The following is a 17,384-nucleotide window of genomic DNA, read 5'->3' on the forward strand; positions in this document are numbered from 1 at the left end:
GCCGCCGGCGAGGAGATGCGAAACCTTGCCACCGAGTTTCATGCATTTCTCACGAGTACGGTCGAGTAGCTGAAGCACCACGTGAGACAGCCTCTTATAGTGCCTACGCAGGGGCCGTAACAGCGCTCAAGCAAGGGACAGTTGCCCTTTGGTTCCGCCTGCAGCGAGATGCTGACAGTCCTGAAACGCTACAGGCCTTCACCGAATGTGACCGACTTGGCGCCGCCACAGAGAATGCCCAGTTCCGAGTGCGGCTCCTCGCCGAGGACGAGACGCTCGTCGCCCTTGCTGCATCGGCCTTCGACGCCATCGGCCCAATCCGCAGGGCAGCAACGAAATCCGAGCTTGCTGAACGCGAACAGGAGCTACAGGGCGCCCTCAACGCCTTCATCACCGCCGCCACTCTCCAGATTCGTTGATCCACAAGGCGAGGTCGGCAGACTTGCGGGCGCGCACGTTGAGGTGTGGCGTGAGCCGCGGATCGAGAACGTCGAACTTGAAGCACGGTGCGCACCGGTTCGCGCTGTCCCGCTGGTGGCACGACGCCCCGTGATCGAGGACTGTCACGGTCACGGAAACCCCGCGAGCTTCGGACAACTCACGGCCGCCTGCACCGCCGCCGACGGCCTCGTCACTCATGCCGTCTGCCGGTGCGCGCTGCTACAGCAGCAACCCGATCGGAACCGCCATGCCCAGGAACAGCACGAGCTGGTAGGCGCTGTTGATCACAGTGAGCCGGCCAGGCTTCTGCTCGAAGCCGTTGTGCTGTGCCAGGGTCGTCAGCGAGAAGCCGAGCCATGCCACGAGAGCAACTGTCAGGGCGGCCAAGAGGGAGTCGGTGCCGAGGAAGCCGGAAGCGACGGAGCTGGCGGCTGCAAGTGCCAGCGCGGTGACGACGATCGACGCCACCAGGACCACGAACGGACCCTTGCCACCTCTCGCGGAGTCCTCCTTGGTCACCGCGGTCAGCTTCCGCCAAGTACCGCCGACCAACCCCCAGTCGCTGTACCAGACCCAGGCGATCGCCGTGCCGACCGCGGTCGCGGCCACGACGGCCTGCCAGCTGATGCTCAGCTCCACGGAATCTCCTCTGCTCGGAACTCGCCCCGTGCGCTTGATATCGTCAAGCATGGTGGAAAAAGTAAACCAGAAGGTCAAGGCCGCACGCTCCTACGGGCAGTTCTGCGCCCTCGCACGCTCTCTGGACGTCGTAGGCGACCGGTGGACGCTGCTCATCGTGCGCGAGCTGATCCCGGGTCCGATGCGCTATACCGAGCTGAAGACCTCACTCAAAGGCATCGCGACGAACCTCCTGTCCGAGCGACTGAAGACCATGGAGGCGAACGGGATAGTCGAGCGTCGCCTCGGGGATGCGGGAGTCGTCTACGCCCTCACGTCATGGGGAGCGGGGCTGCGAGAGCCGATGGAGGCACTCGGGCGATGGGGCGCGCCGCTGCTGGCGACCGGCCAGGGCGACGACGCCTTTCAGCCGCGCTGGCTGACCCTCGCGCTGCCTGCCCTCCTCCGAGGCGCAACCGCCTCTCCGCCCGTCGAGCTCGGCATCGAGACCGGCGGCTTCCTGATGGCGCTGAGGATCGACGAAGACGGTCCAAGCGCATTCGTTCCCGATCGGGATCCAGTCTCGGTATTCACCGCAGCTCCCGACGTGGTCGTCGCTCTGGCCGCTGGAGCGATCAGTATCGAGCAGGCCATCGCCGTCGGCGAGTTCCGCGGCGACCCGGGGGTCCTCCGCACCGCACTCGCCCCTGTTCATGCGAACGCGACTCAACTGCCCAACGGCGGCTGACGACCACGGAGAAGCGCAGGCCGCCGCAGACAAGCACGCTTGCCCTCGGCGGTGTGGTCACCCCCGGCGCTCCGCTGCGGACGAGCGTGCGAACGATGCCACGTCCCACGCTCCCGACTGCAGCGAGCGGCCCGCAAGGCAAACAATGCCAACGACGCCCTGGCCCGCAACAACTAGTAACAACTCATGCAAGAGAAGCCACAAGACCACCCACCGACACGGAGTCGGCGGGAACCTTCTCTGCCCGACGTGCCGAAAGTGGCGGAAGCGGCCGGGAGCGAGCCCGCGGCCGCTGCGCAGGAAGCACGCCAGCGGGGCGGGTCCTGCGGTCTACGGCTGTGGCATGACCGCCCCTCGGCCGGTCTCCCTATTGAGGAGGCGGCTCTCGTGGTCCATCTCCCGGCCCACCGACCACCGGGGAGCCTCGATGCGCAGGGTGCACGGTGGAGAGTGCCAGTACAGGGCTCCGCGCCCGTACAAGCCTCTGCCGGTGTCGCAGTCCCGTTTGTAATTGATCCATCCGGTGAGGCCGAGTTCCCGCAACGTGGTGAGCACACGTCGTAGGTCGTTGAGATCCCGGTAGTCCCGGGTGTAGACACATGCCCGGGTGAAGTCCTTCAGGACCTTGGCCCCTGTTCCCAGATAGCCCTCGATCGTGGCGCCTCTGATCAATTCCCAGAACGGTTGGTTGATGCCCGTGGGCATCCACTTGCCCGAGACGCGGTTGCCGAAATCGTCCAGGCCCTCATCGAGTTGGTCAGGTGCCCGCACAAGGTCAGTCCACCCGCGGCCTCTCGGGGCCGGCAGTCCGGCCCGGCAAGGAGGGGTGCCCTCAGTCAAGTTCCCGCCTTCCGTCGTCCTGCGTGCTTTCGATGAATTCTCTGCCAGTGACGCTCGGTCATCTGCCGACGTCCGGCGAGGGAAGTGCACTCGTAGCACAGTCAGTCCTTGTGGACGTCGACTGCTGGTGCCGCAGCGGGCAACGATCGCCTTGTTGGGCAGTGCGCGACCTGCTGCGTGTGCCGGCTGGAACGAGGTCACGAAGCCTGTGTCGCCTTCTTGAAGACTTCGAACACGGCCAGGTAGTTCTTACCGCTGTAGCCCTCGGCGATCGCCTGCTCGGCAATTGACTTCATCAGCCGCGGCTGGTCGGAGTGAATGCCCTGCTCTACACAGGTGCGGGTGATGTGTTCAAGGGCGTTGAGGTTCATCTCCATGGTGCCCACGTCGCCGGGGTAGTTGCTTTTGTCCAGGTCGGGAGCTTGCTCGGTGAGGGTGGAGTCCACCACCGAGGGCATGAACCAGTTGAGGGCGAGATCGGCGAACGTGACCGCCGATACGTTCGCCGACCCGACCAGTGCCGTGGCGTGCAGAAAGCCGTTCATGGTCGCGTACATCATGTCGAGCAGTGCCGCGTTGTACAGCACCGCCAGGCTGGGCTCGGAGCCCAGGTATCGGGGATCGCCCATGCTCGCCAGCGTCGCCCGGTGCTCGTCGAAGACGTTCTGTGAACCGCTGTAGAGGAAGACGGACTCGGGGTGCCCGACGAGCGGCGGCGGCACCATGATCGCGCCGTCCAGATAGCCGATGCCTCGCTCGGTTGCCCAGTTGACCGCAGCGTGCGCTTCATTGGGGGTACCGGAGTTGAGGTTCACCAGTACGCGGCCCTTCAAGGCGTCACCAGCGGAGTCGAAAACCGCGTACATGATCTCGTAGTCCTTCAGGCACATGATCGTGACAGGGCTCGCGGACACCGCCTCGGCAACGGTCCCCGCGCGGCGGACGCCCTTGGTGACGAGGCCGTTGGCTTTCTCCGGGGTGCGGTTCCAGACGGTCGTGGGGTGGCCGTGTTCCAGAAGCGTCTCGGCGAGGGCGAGGCCCATGGGGCCCAGGCCGATGACGGTAACGGGTGCGCGCTGAGGGCTAGTTGATCGCTGGTTCGTCATGCGGCTTAGACTGCAGGCTCACATCGATGTGAGAGTCAACTGAACGTGGTGGTCGTCACATGCGCATGGGGGAGTTCTCCCGGCGGACCGGGGTCAGCCAACGCCTGCTGCGCTATTACGAGGAGCAGGGGCTGCTCAAGCCATCGCGGCGGCCTAGCGGATATCGCGAGTTCACGGAAGAGGACATCACCACAGTGCGGGGCATCCGCATGCTGCTCGGTGCCGGTCTCAACACCGCCACGATCGCCGAACTGATGCCCTGCATGGTCGACGACGGGCAGACCCTGGCGCCGGCCTGTTCTGGCATGCTGCCCGACCTGAACCGGGAACGTGAACGCATCAACGAGGCCGTGGCCGGCCTGCTGGCCGCACGGGACACGCTGGACGCCGTCATCGCCGCCACGGCGCCGACCGGAGGCGACGACCCGGAAGCCTGCTACGCGGCCGGTGCCGCAGAGCGGCCCGGCAACGCCACTGCGGTCCCGCTCGGCATCAGGTCCGACTAGGTCCTGTCTCTCCGATCACGCCGGCAGCCCGGGAATTCAGCGGTCACGATGGGGTCCTGGAGGGCGTAGCTTCCAGGACCCCACGCAATCAGCGCAGACCGCGGTTCGGGTTCGAGATCCTGAATTTGGCTACGTTCTCCCCAGTCGTCCAACGGCGGAAGCCGGCCTTCTCCAGTACTCGGACCGAGGCCGGGTTCGACAGCTCCACGTCGGCGGACACGGTGTGGACTTCTGGCGCGGCGAGGGCGAAGTCGGCGAGGGCCTGGGTGGCCTCGGGGGCATAGCCTCGGCCACGTCGGGAGGCCACGATGCCGTAGCCGATCTCAAGGACCCCCTCGGTGGGTGGCCAGAACAGGCCGATGGAGCCCACCACCAGGCCGCTGTCGCGCTCGATGACCAGACGGTGGCCGTAGGCGCCGAGCCAGTCGGGGTACTGCTCGAAGAGGCCCGCGACCACGCCATCGCCTTCGGCGGGAAAGTCGTACGCCCAGTACGGGGACCGGGTGCCGTCGAGGACCGCGGTGGCCTCGCTCCTGGTCCAGTGCCGCAGGACGAGGCGTTTGGTGTCCACGTCGGCGTGGACGGGTGAAGAAGAGGAAGACATGTGTCTCTCCTGGTCGTCGGAACGACCGGCCGCGCTCTGTTACCGCGCTCTGATCATGCTCAGCAGAGGGGATCTCAGCGACGACGAGGGGGCGGTCCTGGCTGCCAGTGGTAAAGCCAGGACGCTGTTGAGCGGACGATCCACAGAATCAGGCACTTTCGGGCCGTCGCCACCCGTTACGACAAGCGCGGATACGTCTTCCCCGGCACCGTCAACGCCGCCGCACTCCTTATCCGGCTCCGCTCGTGACCGAGGACGGCCTGAGGGATTCGTGGAACCGTGGCTGTCGGGCACCCAGTGATCCCCGACCCGAACAGGCTCGTGGTATCGCATGATCAGGGCAGCACAACTCCCGCAGGGATAAGGGGGTTTCGGGCACCGCCCTACCCGCATGTGGTCCAGCGCCCGCCAGGCCGGACGAGTCTCCCCCGGGCGATGGAGGGGCGTGCCATCTGCAGGCGATTTCACCAGTTCCCAGCAGGACGGCCGAAAGCCAACCACGCGAGACAACAGCTTCCCTGGCAAGCTGGGGGCATGGTGTCCACCGACGATCAAGAACTGAGCAAGGTGATCGAGGATGCCGCCTCGCCGACCTGGTCGGTTCGCGCCGCAGCCGGACGGCGACTCGCGAGATCGGCCGGGATCGCCGAGGTGGCGGACGTCCTCCACCGTCTCCTTCTGGACGCCCAGGACACTGGCGTGACCTCGCAGACAGCTGAAGCACTGCTGGCGCGCAAAGACACCGTTGGTCTGCGCCATGTCCTGCTGGCCAGGAGTTGGGCGGCCGACCCCTCGACGGCCGAGGAGATCCAAGCAGCACTGGACTGCGACCCGGACTGGATGACGACCCAGGGTGCAGACCGATTGATCAAGCAGCTACGGGAGCTGGCAACGGACGCCGATTACGGCGTCCGCGACGAAGTCCGAAGGATCCTCGCACGCATCCGGCCGCGCGAGGAATGGGCACGAGACCGGGACGACGACGCACTCTGATCCGGCACGTCAGCATCCAGAGCCTGCTGGGCTCCACCCCGGCTCACAGTCCGTTGGGGTGGCGCACCCAGTGCGGCCTGGCGGCTGAACGGGCGGGTTGGCCGGGGTTGTTACCCGAGCCAGACGATATTCAGGACGGTCAGACGACGCAGGGGCCGGTTCACCCAGTAGGTGAGGGACAGTTGACCGACGGATGCGTAACGCACGTCGTCACCCTCGGGGTCCTCGACGTTCCACTGGCGAAAGCCCCAGGGAGCGGCTGCGGCGCCATCAAGGATGTCCCACACCGTGTCTTCTGCGTGCTCGGGCACGGTGTCGAGGGTCTTCGCGGCCGCCGGTGAAAAGCGGACCGCGTACGGCTGTGCGGTCACCGGCGCCTTCCCCGCAGCTCCGCCATGTCGATGGATTCGCTGTCGTCGTAGCCGGAGGCGACGAACGCGTCGATGGCCGGGGCGTGGGCGAGACGGCCCTCCCAGTCTTGGACAACTTCGTAGAGCATGGCGAGAGAGAACGTCCGGCGGGACTCCTCCAGCGCCGCCGCCCACTCCCGCTCAAAGACCGGCACCCACACGGCGGCACGCCGGTCGGCGCGCAGTCGGGAAAGGAGTTCGGCCGGGGCTCCCGGAGCGGGCGCGTACGGCGTCACGGGTTCGTGGTCGGGCTGCGCGCTCATGGGCTGATCCTCCCAGCGGGTCGTCACCCCACGGTACGCGCGCTGGGCAGTGGCGGGAGCGGCCACTCGCATCCTGGAGAAACAGGCGGACCGCTTCGAGCGGACAGCGAAGCCGCCCGTCGCCGGGCGTGGCCAGACGGGTCACCCCATAGGGCGCCGTCCGAAGCCGGCGTTACCTCATGACCTCGTGGCCGTACCCATGCCGGATCGCGAACGCGTACCGAATAGCCGGGCGGGCGGTCCTCCGTCCTTCACAGGGGTGGCCCCTCGGTGAGGCGGGTCAGGAGTTGGGTGCGGGAACGGACCTCGGCCTTGCGGTAGATGCGGCTGAGCATGGACTCGACCGTCTTGACCGACAAGTACATCTGGTCGGCCGCCTGCTGGTTGGTCGCGCCGTGCCGGACCAGGGCGGTCAGTCGGCGTTCGTTCTCGGTGAGCAGCCCCGCCGGGGACTGCGCGGTCGACACGTGGTGGCCGGAGAGCCGCTCCAGGGCGGAGGCCGACAACGCCAGCCACGGCGCGGCCTGCGCCTCCTGGAAGACGGTGTGCGCCTCCTGCCATGCCGCCCGGGCTGCCGCCTGCCTGCGCCGGCCGCGTTCCAGGCGGCCCCGGGCGAGGAGGGTGCGGCCCTGCTCGACCGGCATGTCCAGGGCGGCGAACAACCGCCCTGCGTCGTCGAGGAGTTCCGCCGCCTCGTCGGTGCGGCCCTCCGCGCGCAGACAGCCCGCGCGTGCACGCGTGAGAGCGGCCCGCAGCCCGGCGTGCCGGTCGTACGTGCCGACCCGCTCGTGCGTGGCGTCCAGCAGTGTCCTGGCAGCGCCGTCCCGGCGGGCCGCGGTCAGCGCCTCGACGGCGTCCGCCTGCCAGCGCAGGATGCCGGGATCGGGTGTGTCTCCGGCCGCTTCGAGTTCGCCGACCTCGCACAACGCGCGGGCGGCCCCCTCCGCGTCGCCGGTGTGCAGGCAGATCGCGCCCAGAATCCACAGGCCCCGGACGGTGTGAATGCCGTCGTGCTCCTCCCGGGACGCGCGTACCGCCTGGAGGGCGTACTGCCGCGCCTGGTCGAAGGAGCCGCCGTGGCTGTGCGCGACGGCCGCGGTGTACCAGGCGGGTCCGGGCGAGAGCCCCGCGGCGGCGGTACGTTCAAGTGCCCGCGCGGCCCATCGCAGGGCGGCCCCGCAGGAGCCGAGCCGGGCCTCGACCTCGGCGAGGCTGCGCCACAGGTCCACCAGGTCCTCGGCCTCCCCCGCCTGCCCGGCCTGCGGCAACAGGTCCACGAACCGGGCCCGTGCCGCCCGTAGCCGATCGTCGAACAGGGCGTGGCGGGCGGTGAGGTACTCGGGGCTGTTGCGGATGCCGATGCGGGTGGGCGGAACGCCGAGCGCGAGCGCCTGGGCGAGGGTGCGGTGCGCGTCGTCGTGGTGGCCGGTGAGCCGTTCCATACGGGCGCGCATCGTGAGCGCGGCGGCCCGCAGCGGACCGTCCTGTGCCTGCTCGGCGAGGGTGGCGGCGGTGCCCGCGTGATGCAGGGCAACGGCGGCGACGCCCTGGGTGACGTTGGCGGCGATGGCCGCCCTCAGTTCCACGGCGGCCAGCAGACCGGGGTCGTCGGCGGCCAGCCGCCTGGCCTCGGCGAGGTCGGCCTCCATGTCGGAGAGGTCCTGTCCCTGCGCGTCCACGACCGCCAGAAGTGCCCGGACCCGCTGGGCGCGCCCGGCGCGTCCCGCGGCGAGTGCGCGGGCGGCCAGCCGTGCGAGGTCCGCGCGACCGGCGGACGACGCGTCGTTTGCCGCGCGCGCCAGTCGGTCCAGGCGCAGGCCGGCGCGGTCGGCGGGGGTCAACCTGGCGGAGAGCAGCAGGAGTTCGGCGGCGAGCTGCCGGTCGCCGTCGGCGCGGGCGGTGGTGGCGGCGTGGTCGGCGTCCTCGGCGGTGCTCCGGTCGGCGGTGTGCCGGGCGAGGGCGAGGTGGCGGACCCGCTGGACGGGATCGGCGACGGCGTCCGCCAGGGCCCGGTGAACGTCCGCCCGGTCCGCTGCGCCGCCGGTGGCGGCAGCGGCGTCGGCGAGCGCCCCCGCCGTGAACCGCACGTGATCGTACGGGTCCTGCGCGTCGATCACCCCCGCGGCAACCGCGTGCACGAGGTGGTCGTCGGCCTCCGGGAATCCCGCCTCCCGCAGCAGTGCGGCGTCGGGCCGGTGCGCGAGGGCCGCGGTGCGCAAGGTCGCGCGCACCTCGGCGGGCAGCTCGGCCAGCCAGACCTCCGCACGGTCGCGCACCTCGGCGGGCGGACGCGGCAGGCCGTGCCGTCGTGGCTCGCGGGCCACGGCACGCAGGTGGGCCTCCGTCAGGGCGCGGTGGCCGCCGCAGTGCCGGTGAATGCCGGGCGCCCAACGGGCGGGCAGCGCCCGCTGTTCCAGCAGGTCGGCGGTGTCCGTGACAGTGAGCGGGCGCAGCGGGAGCACGGGTGGGTGGCCGCCGGTCAGCAGTGCGGCGGAGCGGGGGAATCCGGTGGTCCGCTCGGTGGCGACGGCGGCGATCCGACCGGCGGGCAGGGCGCTCAGCACATGGGCCAGGGTCTGCGCGCTGACGGGGTCCAGCCACTCGGCACCGTCGACGAGGAGGAGCACGGGGCGCGCGCTGCCGAGCACGTGGGTGAGGGCGAGGCGTGCCGCGAGACGGGGGTCGGCGGTGGCGACGACGCCCGTGCGAGAGGCCTCGGGCTGGGGCACGGCGGGCATGTGCCGCGCGCGGCACAGGAGTTGGGAGACCGCGCCGAAGGCCAGATTCTGGTCTCCGGGCCGGGCACCGATGCGTAGGCACAGCCGGTCGGACAGTGCTGCGGCGAGGGCGTCGAGAAACGTGGACTTGCCCGTTCCCCAGGCACCGATGACGGCAAGCCGTCCGTGCTGTTCGAGCAACTCCCGTGCCTCGCGCAGGGTTTCGCGCCAGGAGCGGTCGAGTTCTCCCGCGACCGGCGCGGACGAGGAAGAGCTGGTCATCCCGGCACGGTAGGCGGGGCACGGGGAAGGGGCAACGGGGCGGTCGCGGGAGAGGCGGCGTCAAGGGTTATCCCTGATGGTCGGGCGCCACCGCGCGGAGCCCCGGGGGCGGCCCGGCCGTGCGGGGCTTTCGAGCCGGTACGCGGGGTGGGATGCCCGCGACCGCCGCGGCGTCGCGCGCCCGGGGTCGACCGGCGCGCCCCGGACCTCCGGCGGGCCCGGTGGCGGGGCACGGAGCCCCCTCCCCAACTCCCCTCACATGCAGGGGATTTCCCCGATGACGTGCACCTCCCGGCCCCGCACTGTGGGGTCCACCCGGGGCCGGAGCCGTCAGCTCCCCATACGACCCGCCCGGTCCCGTACCCGAGGCCGTGCCGGCACGGCCTCGGGTACGGGAGTCGCGGTCCCCTTCCGCGGCGCCCGTCCCGGTATTCCGCAGCGCCCCGTCCCGGTCCTGGGCGGCGTTCCGTCCCTGTCGGCCCCACACCGATCGACCCCACCCGGTCGATCCCCACCCCAACTGAAGGGCTCCTCCCCATGCGTCCATTCCCCCACCGGGCCGTGACGGCCGCTGTCGCGGCCTGTGCCGCCCTCGTGGCGCTCGGCTCCGTACCCGCCCACGCGGGACCCACCGGCGAACCTCTGCCTCTGCCGCCGGGCGTCGAGAAGGCGATGATGCGCGACCTGCACCTCTCCCCCGGCGCGCTGCGTACGCGCATCGACCAGGAGTCCACCGCGGCCCGTACCGCGACCGCGGTACGGGCACGGGTGGGCGACCGGGTCGCGGGCCTCTGGTTCGACGCGTCGGACGGCAGACTCCATGCGGCCGTCACCACCGAGGCCGACGCGGCCGCCGTACGTGCCGCCGGGGCCGTCGCCCAGCGCGCGGCCCATTCCCCCGCGGCCCTCGACCAGGCGTTGCGTGCCGTGTCCGCACGGGCGGCGGCCGTTCCCGGAGTCCTGTCGTGGGGACCCGACGCACGCGCCGGCCAGATCCTCGTCCAGGTCGACCCGAGCACGGCGAACCGTGTGACATCGGACTTCCTGGCGGGCCTCGCGGTGTACGGCAATCTCGTCCGGGTCGCCGAGTCCTCGGACGTACCCCGCCAGCAGGGCGGCGAGGTGCGCGGCGGCGAGAAGTGGGTGCCGGGCAGCGAGAGCCCGTGCTCGATAGGCTTCCCCGTCACCCGTACCAGCGGCGGGTCCAAGGCGTTCCTCACCGCAGGGCACTGCACGAACGACGTGAGCCAGCCCGCGTACGGCAAGGACGGCACCCGCGTCGGCACGTCCAACAAGAACGGTTCCGGCAGCGTCAACGCCCGCGAGGGCGACATGGGCATCGTCGACGTCGACCAGGCGGGCTGGGAACTCGCCGGCGTCGTCAGCGGCTGGGGCAAGGCGGACATCCCCGTCACCGGCTCCGCCGAAGCGGTCGTCGGTACGTCCGTGTGCCGCTCGGGGCAGACCTCGGGACTGCAGTGCGGCGAGGTCACCAAGGTCAACCAGAGCGTGGACTACGGGAATGTCGTCATCGACGGCCTGTCCTACTCCAACGCCTGTTCCGCCGGGGGTGATTCGGGCGGGAGTTACGTCACCGCCGCCGGCGGGAAAGCCGTCGGCCTGCACTCGGGCGGCGGGAGCGCCACGTGCAGTGGCGGCAGCGGCGAGAAGTTCACGATCTTCCAGCCCGTCAACGAGGCGCTGTCGAAGTTCGGCGCGGGCCTGGTGACGTCCACCCCGCAGCCGGGCGAGGTGACCGTCGCCGCGGTCAGCGACCGCAGTACCGCCGTCAACACGGCCGCCGAGATCCGCAACAGCGCCGAGGGCGGTACGGCCCCCTACACCTGGAGCGCCACCGGACTTCCGGCGGGCACCTCCCTCGCCGCCTCCACCGGCACCGTCACCGGCAGCCCGACCGCCGCCGGCACCTCGAACGTGACCGTCACGGCCACGGACTCGGCGGGCAGGAAGGGCAGCACGTCCTTCACCTGGACCATCACCCCGGCCAACGCCGACCTGGCCCTCGCCGCACCCGGCAACCAGAGCGCGACCGTCGCCAAGGCCGCGAGCCTCACCCTGCGCGCGAGCGGCGGCAGCACCCCCTACACGTACTCCGCGACCGGCCTCCCCGCCGGGCTCTCCCTGGCCGCCGCCACCGGCGTCGTCTCCGGGACCCCCACCACCGCGGGCACCTCGACCGTGAACGCCAAGGTGACCGACTCCACGGGCAGGAGCGCGAGCACGTTGTTCAGCTGGACGGTCGCGCCGGCGGGCGGCACCACCCCGGTCCTGACCAACCCGGGCAGCCAGAACGTCTACGTCGGCCGCCCCGTACGGCTGCCCCTCGCCGTCACCGGCGGGAGCGCCCCGTACTCCTTCACCGCCACCAACCTCCCGGCGGGCCTGACGATCGCCGCCGGAACGGGCGTCGTCTCCGGCACGCCCACCGCCTGGGGATCACGCAACGCGGTCCTGACCGTCACCGATGCCGCGGGCACATCGTCCCGGGTCACCGTGACGTTCACCGTCTGGTCCTGAGACCGGGGAGGGGCGGGGGTGTGCCGGCACGGGGCGGCACACCCCCGCACGGCAACGGGCCGGTCCCGCTGCCTCGCCCTGAAGGCGGCGGACCGAGGCGGCTCCCGCCCGCTCAGTCCAGACCCACCGCGTTCTCCGGTGCCGGGCAGATTCTCCGGCCCTGGTGGTCGAACACGTACAGCTGAGCCAGGTCGACCAGCAGCGGCACCTGGGCGCCGATCCTCATTTGCCCCTGCGGGCTCGTCCGTACAACGAGGTCGCTGCGCACCGTGGTCCTGTGCTCTCGCCGGGTCGCCGTCGAGGTGCTGTCCGCGGGCATCGGATACCGGTCCCTCCAGCCCGCGGTGAGGGCTTTCACCCGCTCGAAGCCACGCTGTCGCGAGGAGCGTCTGTACGGGCCCGCAGCCCCGAGTCGTACGCTCTGCGGATCGGGCACGGCCGCCGGCCGCGAGCCGGTATGGAGATGCACCAGCACTTCGTGCCCCTGATACTCGACGTGCTCCACGATCCCGGTCAGTACTGTCTCGCCCTCTCTCGCCTGGCTGGGGGCGGCGATGCGTACCGCTTCGCAGCGCAGCCCGGCGATCACCGGGCGTCCCTGCTGCAGACGCAGGAGTTGGTGGTCCGCACTCAGAGGTTCCGGCAGTACGAGGGATTGCCGGCCCAGTTGCAGGGTCATCCGGGCGCCGACCGGGGCGTGCACGACGGCTTCCAGCAAGTTGATGCGCGGCGTGCCGACGAAGGCCGCCACGAAGACGTTCGCCGGGTGGGTGTACAACTCGCGGGGTGGGCTTATCTGTTGCAGAACCCCGTCCCGCATGACCGCGACCCGGTCACCCAGTGACATCGCCTCCGACTGGTCGTGGGTCACGTAAACCGTCGTCACACCCATTTCCCTGGTCAGCTGGGCGATTTCGGCGCGCAGATGCTCGCGCAATTTGGCATCGAGGTTGGACAGCGGCTCGTCGAACAGGAAGACGGAAGGGTGCCGGGAGACGGCCCTGCCCATGGCCACCCGCTGCCGCTCTCCACCCGAGAGCTGACCGGGAAGACGATCGAGCAGGTCCTCGATGGCGAGCATCCGCGCGGTCGCCTCCACCTGCGGGGCGTGGTCCGCCGCGGGATCCCGGAGCTTCAACGGGAAGCCGATGTTCTCTCGAATCGTCATCGAAGGATAAAGCGCGAGGTTCTGGAAAACCATGGCGATGTCCCGCTGGTGCGGCGGGGTTTCGTTGGCGTGACTCCCGCCCAGCAGCAGTTCGCCCTCGCTGATCGCCTCCAAGCCGGCGATCATGCGCAGGACCGTCGATTTCCCACAGCCGGAAGGCCCCAGAAGCACCAGGAACTCCCCCGGCCCGACCGTCAGGGAAACCTGCTGGACCGCAAAGGAGTCACGGTCGTACTTCTTGCTCACACCTCGCAGCACAATGGCACGACTCACGAGTATCCGCCCGGGACAGAGAGAGTAAGGGCGAGCTGGAAGTAGCTCGCCCAAGAGCTTTGAGAAAGCTATTTTCGCCATGAGAAAAGAATGGTTGACCATGTGGTGACAACGCTGTGCGGCGGGCGTCAGGCAGTCGCCGTCACCGTTCCCTCCCACTCCGTGGCTCCCGCCGACCGTCCCACCATGAGCCGGTACGGTCCTGGTTCCGTACGCCAGGCCCCCTCCCCGCAGGACCAGTGCCTCAGCGCGCGCGGCGTGACAACCACCTCCGCCGTCACCGAGCGGCCCGCGTCGGCGTGGACCGCCGCATAACCGGCGAGCCACTGTGCGGGACGCTCCACGGCTGAGTCCGGTCGGGCCAGGTAGACCTGGACGACCTCTCGCCCCGGTCGCTCGCCGGTGTTGCGCAACGTCACCCGGACGGTGAACGGAACTCCGGTTTCGGTCCGTTCCGGCGCGTCCACGTGCACGTACTCCCAGGTGGTGTAGCCCAGGCCGTGCCCGAACCAGTAGGCGGGCTCCCGTGCTTCGCGGAGCCAGGCGCGGTAACCGATGTGCAGGCCCTCCGCGTAGTCGAGCCGGCCGTCGACGGGCCGGGTGTGCGTGACGGGGGCGTCGGCGAGGGAGGCCGCCCAGGTCGTGGGGAGCCTGCCTCCCGGCTCGCTGCGTCCGAAGAGGACGTCGGCCAGGCCCGCGCCGGCTTCCTGGCCGGAGAACCAGGAGAGCAGCAGTGCGCCCACCTCAGCGCGCCAGGGAAGCTCGACCGGACCTCCGCTGTTGACCACCGCGACGGTACGCGGGTTGGCGGCGGCGACCGCACGTACGAGATCGTCCTGATGGCGGCCGAGGGACAGATCCGCGCGGTCGTACCCTTCCGTCTCGCTGTGCTCCGTCGTACCCACCACGACGATCACGGCGTCCGCGTCGCGGGCCACGTCCACGGCCCGGGCCAGGGCGTCCGCCCGGTCGCGCCGCGGCGGCGCGGCGGCGACCACGGTGGCGCGGCCCGTGCCGGAGGCCAGTTGACGCCGTGCCACCAGCAGGACTGGGTGTTCCTTCTCCAAGTGCGCCTGTGCGGTGTGCAGGTGCGGGGTGACATGCACCAGCGCCGGATCGTCGGTCTCGCAGGCGTAGGTTCCATCGAGAACGGCCTCCCCGTCCACGCTGAGCGTCATCCGGCCGAAGCCGCCCATGCCGAAGGTCCACGCCCCGGCGGTCTCGGGCCGGAGCAGCGCGCTGATCTCCACCGTGTGCGCACCGGGAACCTCCTCGGGTTCGAGCTGCCTGCCCGACAGGCGCCGTTCCGCGTACAGTTCGCGCCCCGCGGCGTCCAGGCAGCGCAGGAGTACACCGGGCTCGCCCGACCTCGGGTCGGTGCACCGGTCGGTGCCCAAAGGCGGCGGAGGCACGTGCGGAGTGGGGCCCGGGGCGTACACCACCCGGCCTCGCCCTCGCAGTTGTGCGCGGATGCCATCGAGCGGGGTGACGACCGCCGAGGGGAACACACCGGCACTGCCGCCGCCCTGTACGCGGGGGGATGCGGCGTGCTCTCCGATGACCGCCACCGTCGACAGGGTTCCGTGGTCGAGGGGCAGGATCTTCTCGTTCCGCACCAGTACCGTCCCGGCGGCGACCGCACGTCGCAGCAGCAGCCGCACCTCCCTGGTCCGCATCGTCGGACGGCGACGACGGCGCTCCTCGATCGCGCCGACCCGGGCCGCGAGCCGGAGTATCCGGCGCACCTTGTCGTCGACGGCCGCAGGGGGGACGCGGCCCTCTTCCACGGCCCGGACCAGGCCGTCCGCCCAGGGGCTGCGGGGGCCCGGCATCGCCAGGTCGAGGGCGGAGCGCGCCGGTTGCTCGGCGGTGCGGACCGCGGCCCAGTCGGAGACGGCAACGCCGTCGAAAGCCCATTCGGTCTTGAGCGGCGTGGACAGCAGCGGGTGAGCCGTCATCGTCGTGCCGTCGACGCTGTTGTAGCCGGCCATGGTCAGCCAGACACCGGCTTCCACGGCTGCCTCGAAGGGGGCGAGGTAGACCTCGCGCAGGGCCTGTTCGCCGACCCGGACGTCGGCGTGCAGCCTGTCGGTCTCGGAGTCGTTGGCGACGAAGTGCTTGGCCGTCGCGGCCACCCCGTGTTCCTGGATGCCCCGGATCAGCGCGGCCCCGGTACGGCCGGTCAGTTCGGGGTCCTCCGAGAAGCACTCGAAGTGGCGCCCGCCCAGCGGGCTGCGGTGCAGGTTCAGATTGGGCGCGAGCACGATGTCGACACCTTTGAGGACGGCCTCCGAGGCGAGCAGTCCCCCCAGGTCGAAGAGGAGCTGATCGTCCCAGGCCGCGCCGAGGGCCGAGGCCGAGGGGAGCAGGGCAGAGGTGCGCCGCTCGTCCCACGCCTCCCCCCGCACACCCGCCGGGCCGTCGGAACAGACCATCTCCCTGAGCCCGATCGCCTCTTCGGCAGCCGTTCTCCACGTCGTGGAGCCGGTGAGCAGACGTATCTTCTGCTCAAGGGTCAGCTTTTCGACCAGCCGGTCCAGCATGTCTTCTCGCATCGCTGCTTCCTGTTTCCTTCCGGGAGAGCGCAGTCCCCTTGGTGCGGCTCGGCGCTCCGGCGCGACCGTTCGAGGGCCGTGCGGAGAACGCAGGCGGATGGGTGCCCGGCCGTCTCCGGGGTGGGAGACGGCCGGGCGTCGGAGCCTTCGGCCTGGTCAGGGCAGTCGGTGGTCGGCGTTCAGGACCGTGCCGCGTTCGGGTCGGTAGAGGTCGAAGCCCCGGGTGTCGCACTGGAGGCCGCCGACGATGCAGTGGTCGACCAGGGCCTTGAGGGTTCGTTCCTCCCACGCGTTGAAGAAGTCGTAGTGGAAGGAGTACCCGCGCCCGCTGGCCAGGCGGACCTGGCTCATGTCGCCGTTGACCGGCCACGCCATTTTGAACTCGATCATCGGCAGGGCGACGGGGTGGGAGGTGGGGCACATGTTGTCGTTGGTGCCGGGCTTGACGACCGGGTAGGCCATGTGGCTCTTGTGGTCGGGAGTGTCGAGGTACTTGCCGTCCCAGCAACTGGGCGCCTGCATGCGCAGGTTGAGCTGGACGTCCGGCCGGCTCGGACAGCTCGCCGGGATGTCGGAGTTGAAGAAGCTGTCACCGCACTCCCAGCCCTCGACGAAGCCCTTGTGGGCGCGGAACTCCTCGGCGCTCTGCATCGGGTTGCCGACGACGTACCGCAGGCCCTTGGGGAAGGGCCGCACGCTCCGGTAGTCGGTGACACCCGCCTTGTAGTAGATGACCTGCGGGCCGACGGGGAGGATCTTCTGGTCGCCCTTGTACAGCGTGGGCATCCAGTACGCGGAGGCGTCCGCGGGTGCCTTGCAGGTGGTGTTCCCTCCGTAGAGCGAGCCGGTGGTGCTGGCGGCGTTGGTGGAGGTGTTGCCCATGAACGTGTGGTCGTGGGACTTGCCGAACTGGCCCGGGTAGACGATCGGGTCGTCCGGAGCGGTGTGGGTGACCGAGCAGCCTGCCTGGAACTCGTGGTGGTAGGCGGGCGGCGGGGTGGCGGTGGACGGTGTCACCCCGGTGACCTGCGGTACGGCCGGAATGTAGCCGTCCCCGTCCGCGTCGTCACCCGACGCCTGGGTGGACACAGCCATGGTGTGTCCACTGTGGGCGCCGGCCACGGTGGCGGCGGTCGGGGCGCTGCTGTCGGCACCCGCCGCGGTGGCGACGGTGCCGATGCCGAGGACGGTTGCGATGAGGGCCGTACCGAGGAGGAGTGCGGGGAGCCGTTTGGGACTCGATCTCATGGGGATCTCCTGCCCATGTGGGGGTTCGCGTGTCCATACGGGCGTCACGCGACGGATGTGGTGCTTCTTCGGTT

The 17,384-nt window shown here is 70.2% G+C and carries 15 protein-coding genes and 1 pseudogene; 6 read left to right on the forward strand and 10 right to left on the reverse strand.

Going from position 1 to position 17,384, the window contains the following annotated elements; all coding sequences use genetic code 11:
• The first annotated feature begins 248 nt into the window (after window positions 1-248).
• Window positions 249-419: a hypothetical protein gene (locus ACIA73_RS19395; protein WP_399439809.1), complete on the forward strand. Its 171-nt coding sequence runs from the start codon at window positions 249-251 to the stop codon at window positions 417-419.
• Between the two features lie 241 nt (window positions 420-660).
• Here the strand turns inward: ACIA73_RS19395 and ACIA73_RS19400 are convergent, their stop codons facing one another.
• On the reverse strand, window positions 661-1,080 hold the full coding sequence (locus tag ACIA73_RS19400) for a DUF1761 domain-containing protein (protein ID WP_399439810.1): 420 nt from the start codon (window positions 1,078-1,080) through the stop codon (window positions 661-663).
• A 49-nt stretch (window positions 1,081-1,129) separates the two neighbouring features.
• Here ACIA73_RS19400 and ACIA73_RS19405 point away from each other — a divergent pair, with 49 nt between their 5' ends.
• A complete protein-coding gene (locus ACIA73_RS19405) occupies window positions 1,130-1,807 on the forward strand; it encodes a winged helix-turn-helix transcriptional regulator (RefSeq protein WP_399439811.1) in 678 nt (225 codons plus the stop codon).
• Window positions 1,808-2,137: 330 nt separating this feature from the next.
• Here the strand turns inward: ACIA73_RS19405 and ACIA73_RS19410 are convergent, their stop codons facing one another.
• Together ACIA73_RS19410 and ACIA73_RS19415 are read right to left on the reverse strand one after the other, a co-directional pair.
• Window positions 2,138-2,578 (reverse strand): putative phosphothreonine lyase domain-containg protein, encoded by a 441-nt coding sequence (locus ACIA73_RS19410; protein ID WP_399439812.1) that lies wholly within the window; start codon window positions 2,576-2,578, stop codon window positions 2,138-2,140.
• A 266-nt stretch (window positions 2,579-2,844) separates the two neighbouring features.
• Window positions 2,845-3,753 carry an NAD(P)-dependent oxidoreductase gene (locus ACIA73_RS19415; protein WP_399439813.1) on the reverse strand — a complete coding sequence of 303 codons (909 nt, stop codon included), beginning with the start codon at window positions 3,751-3,753 and terminating at the stop codon, window positions 2,845-2,847.
• A 59-nt stretch (window positions 3,754-3,812) separates the two neighbouring features.
• Between ACIA73_RS19415 and ACIA73_RS19420 the strand changes: the two genes are divergently transcribed.
• Entirely contained in the window at window positions 3,813-4,259 is a 447-nt protein-coding gene (locus ACIA73_RS19420; RefSeq protein ID WP_399439814.1) for a MerR family transcriptional regulator, read from the forward strand.
• 88 nt (window positions 4,260-4,347) lie between these two features.
• Here the strand turns inward: ACIA73_RS19420 and ACIA73_RS19425 are convergent, their stop codons facing one another.
• Entirely contained in the window at window positions 4,348-4,863 is a 516-nt protein-coding gene (locus ACIA73_RS19425; RefSeq protein WP_399439815.1) for a GNAT family N-acetyltransferase, read from the reverse strand.
• Between the two features lie 117 nt (window positions 4,864-4,980).
• Here ACIA73_RS19425 and ACIA73_RS19430 point away from each other — a divergent pair.
• A pseudogene (locus ACIA73_RS19430) lies at window positions 4,981-5,112 on the forward strand (IS5/IS1182 family transposase); the annotation flags it as partial.
• A gap of 285 nt (window positions 5,113-5,397) precedes the next feature.
• Window positions 5,398-5,856, forward strand: coding sequence for a hypothetical protein (locus ACIA73_RS19435; protein ID WP_399439817.1), 459 nt, complete (start codon window positions 5,398-5,400; stop codon window positions 5,854-5,856).
• A gap of 110 nt (window positions 5,857-5,966) precedes the next feature.
• Here ACIA73_RS19435 and ACIA73_RS19440 read toward each other — a convergent pair whose 3' ends face one another.
• The 3 genes from ACIA73_RS19440 to ACIA73_RS19450 form a co-directional block, all read right to left on the reverse strand.
• Entirely contained in the window at window positions 5,967-6,227 is a 261-nt protein-coding gene (locus ACIA73_RS19440) for a hypothetical protein (protein WP_399439818.1), read from the reverse strand.
• The gene (locus tag ACIA73_RS19445; protein WP_399439819.1) at window positions 6,224-6,529 is read right to left on the reverse strand and encodes a DUF6247 family protein; all 306 of its coding nucleotides are present in this window, start codon (window positions 6,527-6,529) and stop codon (window positions 6,224-6,226) included. The genes ACIA73_RS19440 and ACIA73_RS19445 overlap by 4 nt, the downstream gene beginning before the upstream one ends.
• 251 nt (window positions 6,530-6,780) lie before the next feature.
• Window positions 6,781-9,528: an AAA family ATPase gene (locus tag ACIA73_RS19450; RefSeq protein WP_399439820.1), complete on the reverse strand. Its 2,748-nt coding sequence runs from the start codon at window positions 9,526-9,528 to the stop codon at window positions 6,781-6,783.
• A 537-nt stretch (window positions 9,529-10,065) separates the two neighbouring features.
• Between ACIA73_RS19450 and ACIA73_RS19455 the strand changes: the two genes are divergently transcribed.
• Window positions 10,066-12,066: a putative Ig domain-containing protein gene (locus tag ACIA73_RS19455; protein WP_399439821.1), complete on the forward strand. Its 2,001-nt coding sequence runs from the start codon at window positions 10,066-10,068 to the stop codon at window positions 12,064-12,066.
• Between the two features lie 112 nt (window positions 12,067-12,178).
• Here ACIA73_RS19455 and ACIA73_RS19460 read toward each other — a convergent pair whose 3' ends face one another.
• From ACIA73_RS19460 to ACIA73_RS19470, 3 genes are all read right to left on the reverse strand, one after another.
• A complete protein-coding gene (locus ACIA73_RS19460) occupies window positions 12,179-13,507 on the reverse strand; it encodes an ABC transporter ATP-binding protein (protein ID WP_399439823.1) in 1,329 nt (442 codons plus the stop codon).
• A gap of 128 nt (window positions 13,508-13,635) precedes the next feature.
• On the reverse strand, window positions 13,636-16,095 hold the full coding sequence (locus tag ACIA73_RS19465) for a beta-glucosidase (protein ID WP_399440111.1): 2,460 nt from the start codon (window positions 16,093-16,095) through the stop codon (window positions 13,636-13,638).
• A gap of 123 nt (window positions 16,096-16,218) precedes the next feature.
• A complete protein-coding gene (locus tag ACIA73_RS19470) occupies window positions 16,219-17,310 on the reverse strand; it encodes a DUF1996 domain-containing protein (protein WP_399439824.1) in 1,092 nt (363 codons plus the stop codon).
• Window positions 17,311-17,384 lie beyond the last annotated feature (74 nt).

Source organism: Streptomyces sp. NPDC051561 (genome assembly GCF_044454195.1).
GTDB lineage: Bacteria > Actinomycetota > Actinomycetes > Streptomycetales > Streptomycetaceae > Streptomyces.